Below are 3,683 nucleotides of genomic sequence, written 5' to 3'. Positions count from 1 at the left end.
GTCAGCGGCCGGGCCCCGCGCCGCGCGCCCGGACCATCGCCTCGGCCCGGTCGGCGACCTGCGGCTTGGCCGGCACCGTCGCGACGTTGTCCCGCGCGGCGTCCGCCGCCTGGAACGCGGCGCGCCGCGGTGCGACACTCCCGACCATGGCGACCCAGGGCTTCAGCACGGTGGACGAGGACGTGGCCGACCGGACGCGGCGGGAGAACGCGGCGCTGGCGCGGACGCTGGCAGGAGTCCCGGAGCCGCACGAGGTGGACGACGCCCCGGCGATCCGGGCCGCCCGGGAGGCGGGCAAGGGCGCCTTCCCCGCGCCGCTCCCGCTGCCGGAGGGCACCGACCGGACGATCCCCGGACGCGGCGGCCCCGTCCCGGTCCGGGTGTTCCGCCCCGACCGGGTCCGCGGGGTGTACCTGCACCTGCACGGCGGCGGCTGGACCCTCGGCACCGCGCGCGGGCAGGACGCCGCCCTGTGGGACCTGGCCCGCGCGGCCGGGATCGCCGTGGTCAGCGTCGAGTACCGGCTGGCGCCCGAGCACCCCTACCCGGCGGGCCCCGACGACTGCGAGGACGCCGCGCGCTGGCTCATCGCGGTCGGCGCCGCCGAGTTGGGCACGGACCGCCTGGTCATCGGCGGCGAGTCGGCCGGGGCCCACCTGGCGGTCGGCACGCTCCTGCGGCTGGGCGCGCGGGCCCGCGCGTTCCGCGCCGCGCAGCTGTGCTTCGGCGTCTACGACCTGTCCATGACGCCCAGCCAGCGCCACGGCCACGACACGATGATCCTGTCCAGGGCGACGCTCGCCTGGTTCTACGACCAGTTCCTGCCCGGCCGGACCCCCGAGCAGCGCCGCGACCCCGCCGTCTCGCCGCTGTACGCCGACCCGGGCGACCTGCGCGGCCTGCCGCCCGCGCGGTTCGTCGTCGGCACCGCCGACCCGCTGCTGGACGACTCGCTGTTCATGGCCGCGCGCTGGCGCGCCGCCGGGAACGACGCCGACCTGGTGGTCGTCGCCGAGGCCGTGCACGCCTTCACCTCGTTCCCCATGACCATCGCCCGGCGCGAACTGGCCCGCCAGGCGGGCCACATCGGCGCCGCCGTCGGCTGACACCGTCCACCCCGCGGCCTGCTCCGAGCCGCCCGGCCCCGGCCGGGTCAGCACACCCACTCGACGCGGTGGCCCTCGGTCGGGTCCGGGGCCTCCCACCGTCGCACGAGCCGGTCGACGACCGCCTCGGGCACCGGCGCCGCCCGCCTCCGGTTGCGCTCGCGCAGCACCCCGGGCGGCGCCTCGACCGCGACCAGCTCGACCCGGCCGCGGTAACCGGCGATGAGGCCGGTGCACCGGTCGCGCATCGACCGCGACACGTTGGTGGCGTTCCACACGAACGACCGCCCGGCCCGCAGGTGCCCGCGCGCCTCCTCGAACGCCGCCGCGGCCACCCGACGCTGGTCGCCCGCCGGGGACACGCCCATCTCGGCGCGCAGCCGGTCCAGGCTCACCACCGGCGTCCCCGGACGGTGCGCGGCGATCCAGGTGTCCTTCCCGGCCCCCGGCAGCCCCGACAGGACCGTCGCGGTGAGCCGCGTGTCGTCGTAGGCGTCGTGGCCGGGGTCGCGGCCGGGCCTGCGGAAGTACCAGAACCGGGCGTGCTCGGACGGGAACGCGCGCGGCGCGTCCAGGCAGCCCTGCTCGGCGCAGTACTCGCCGTACAGCGCGATGTTCTCCAGCACCTCGGCGGCGTCGGCGCAGATCCGGCCGAGGATGTCGGCGGTCGCCAGCAGCACCAGGTCGTCGTTGCGGGCCGTCAGGCTCACCCGGAACGCGATCTGCTGCAGGTCGGGCCGCTCCAGCGCCCAGAACGGCACCTGGTGGTGGCGCACCAGCGCGGCGACGTGCTCGCGCCAGGCCACCGGCGCGCCCAGCTCCCACAGGATCCGCCGCACCATCAGGTCGCCGCCCCGCGAGTGCCCGTGCGCGGTGATCCGCCCGCCGTCCTCGACCCTCGTGCAGTGCGGCTTGGCGACGTCGTGCATCAGCACGGCCGTGAACAGCCGCACCCGCTCGGCGCCCGGCCGCGCCCGCCACCGCGGCAGCGACGCCAGCGCCTCGCACGCCATCCGCGTGTGCACCTCGACGTCGCCCTCGGCGTGGTGCACCGCGTCCTGCGCGACCCCGGCCAGCGCCCGCACCCAGCCGAACGCCTCGCGGATCTCCGGCCACGGCACCCGCCAGTCCGGCGGCGCCGGGCACAGCTTCTCAAACACCCGCATACAGCACCTCCGGGTCCGCCAGGCCGTTGGCGACGATGGGCCGGTCCCGCCAGTGCGTCCCCGCGTCCAGGATCGCGTTCAGGAAACTCGGCCGGACCCACTTGTACCGGTCGACCGTCCGGCCGTCCTCCTCCACCTTGATGTAGAGGCCCTCCATCTCGTCGGAGGCGTCGCTCTCCCGGGCGACGCGGGCCGGGTCGGCGCCGCCCGCCACGGCCGCCGCGCGCAGTGCCTCCCGCCAGCGCGGCGTCCGGCAGGTCGAGGGTCCCGCGAACGCCGTCAGCGCCGCCAGGTCCGGCAGCGGCCCCTCGTGCAGGACGGGCACCGACACGACCGGCGCGCCGTGCAGCAGCTCCCGGCGCGCTGCCGTGGACAGGAACGTCCCGTCCGAGCGGTCCAGGACGTCGAACTCGCAGAAATAGTGGGGGAGCGCGTCGTAGAAGACGGTGTGCTTGGCGTACAGCCACTCCCCGTACATCACGTACCGGTCGCCGAGCCGCTCCCACAGGACGTTCTGGACCGAGGCGGCCCACGCCTTCAGCGGGCCGAACTGGCGCTCGCGCGGCCCGCCGGTCAGGAAATGGCCGCGGCTCTGCAGCCGCAGCCCCCCACCGGAGGTGAAGCTGATCCCGCAGTTGGCGCCGTCGAGTTTCTCCTCGACCACCAGGAACCGGCCGGCGATCGCGGCGAAGGGCACCGCGGCCAGGTCGTGGTCGCCCGGCTGCAGCCGGGAGCCCGCGATGTGCCGGGTCCGGGGGTACTTGCGGAGCATGCCGACCGTTCTAACGAAGACCGCCGATCATGCCAACCGGATTTCAGCGCGCGGGCACCGTCCGCGACAGGACCAGCGCCGCCAGCCACAGCCCCAGGCTCACCCACGCCAGGGTGTGCAGGCCGGAGGCGAAGTGCGCGGGCCGCAGCGCCGAGCCCGCCACCGCGCCGAACACCGCGACGCCCAGCGCCGTCCCGACCTGCCGCGCGGTGTTGTTGAAGCCCCCCGCGAGCCCGGCGTGCGCCGCCGGGACCGCCCGCATCGCGGCGGCGACGACCGCGGTCACGATCAGGCCGTCGCCGACGCCGATGCCGACCAGCGTCGGCAGCAGCGCGCCGTAGGAGGCGCCCGAGCCGATCCGCAGCAGGCTCAGCGACCCCGCCGCGGCGATCGCGGCGCCCGCGCCCAGGGGCACCCGCGTCCCGAACCGCGCGGTCAGCCGCCCGCTCACCGGCGCCAGCGCCGCCAGCGGCACCGCCATCGGCAGCAGCATCGCCCCCGCCGCCAGCGCCGGGCGGTGCTCGGCCTGCTGCAGCCGCAGCGTCGCCACCAGCAGCGTCCCGTTCGTCACCAGGTTCATGATCAGCGCGATGCCGCCCGCGCCGAGGAACGCCGGGGCGCGCAGCAGCCCGCCCGGCA

At 76.6% G+C, this 3,683-nt stretch carries 5 protein-coding genes; 1 reads left to right on the top strand and 4 read right to left on the bottom strand.

Going from position 1 to position 3,683, the window contains the following annotated elements; all coding sequences use genetic code 11:
• Position 1: 1 nt before the first annotated feature.
• Positions 2-148 carry a hypothetical protein gene (locus E1291_RS42920; protein WP_165495534.1) on the bottom strand — a complete coding sequence of 49 codons (147 nt, stop codon included), beginning with the start codon at positions 146-148 and terminating at the stop codon, positions 2-4.
• On the opposite strand from E1291_RS42920, the gene E1291_RS40140 reads away from it, so the two are divergent.
• Positions 147-1,106 carry an alpha/beta hydrolase gene (locus E1291_RS40140; RefSeq protein ID WP_131743234.1) on the top strand — a complete coding sequence of 320 codons (960 nt, stop codon included), beginning with the start codon at positions 147-149 and terminating at the stop codon, positions 1,104-1,106. The two genes, E1291_RS42920 and E1291_RS40140, sit on opposite strands and share 2 nt — an antisense overlap.
• A gap of 47 nt (positions 1,107-1,153) precedes the next feature.
• On the opposite strand, the gene E1291_RS40135 is transcribed toward E1291_RS40140, so the two are convergent.
• The 3 genes from E1291_RS40135 to E1291_RS40125 form a co-directional block, all read right to left on the bottom strand.
• On the bottom strand, positions 1,154-2,272 hold the full coding sequence (locus tag E1291_RS40135; RefSeq protein WP_131743233.1) for an AAA family ATPase: 1,119 nt from the start codon (positions 2,270-2,272) through the stop codon (positions 1,154-1,156).
• Entirely contained in the window at positions 2,259-3,044 is a 786-nt protein-coding gene (locus E1291_RS40130) for an RNA ligase family protein (protein ID WP_131743232.1), read from the bottom strand. The genes E1291_RS40135 and E1291_RS40130 overlap by 14 nt, the downstream gene beginning before the upstream one ends.
• Positions 3,045-3,087: 43 nt before the next feature.
• Positions 3,088-3,683: MFS transporter (locus tag E1291_RS40125; RefSeq protein WP_131743231.1), on the bottom strand; the 596-nt coding region annotated here is incomplete at its 5' end.

Origin of the sequence: Actinomadura roseirufa, assembly GCF_900659635.1 — a bacterium.
In the GTDB taxonomy this organism is placed as follows: domain Bacteria; phylum Actinomycetota; class Actinomycetes; order Streptosporangiales; family Streptosporangiaceae; genus Spirillospora; species Spirillospora roseirufa.
This window is presented reverse-complemented; position numbering and strand designations above follow the sequence as displayed.

Coding starts and splice junctions, on each gene's coding strand:
- E1291_RS40140 (WP_131743234.1), top strand. CDS start 147: ATGGCGACCCAGGGCTTCAGCACGGTGGACGAGGACGTGGCCGACCGG.
- E1291_RS42920 (WP_165495534.1), bottom strand. CDS start 148: ATGGTCGGGAGTGTCGCACCGCGGCGCGCCGCGTTCCAGGCGGCGGAC.
- E1291_RS40135 (WP_131743233.1), bottom strand. CDS start 2,272: ATGCGGGTGTTTGAGAAGCTGTGCCCGGCGCCGCCGGACTGGCGGGTG.
- E1291_RS40130 (WP_131743232.1), bottom strand. CDS start 3,044: ATGCTCCGCAAGTACCCCCGGACCCGGCACATCGCGGGCTCCCGGCTG.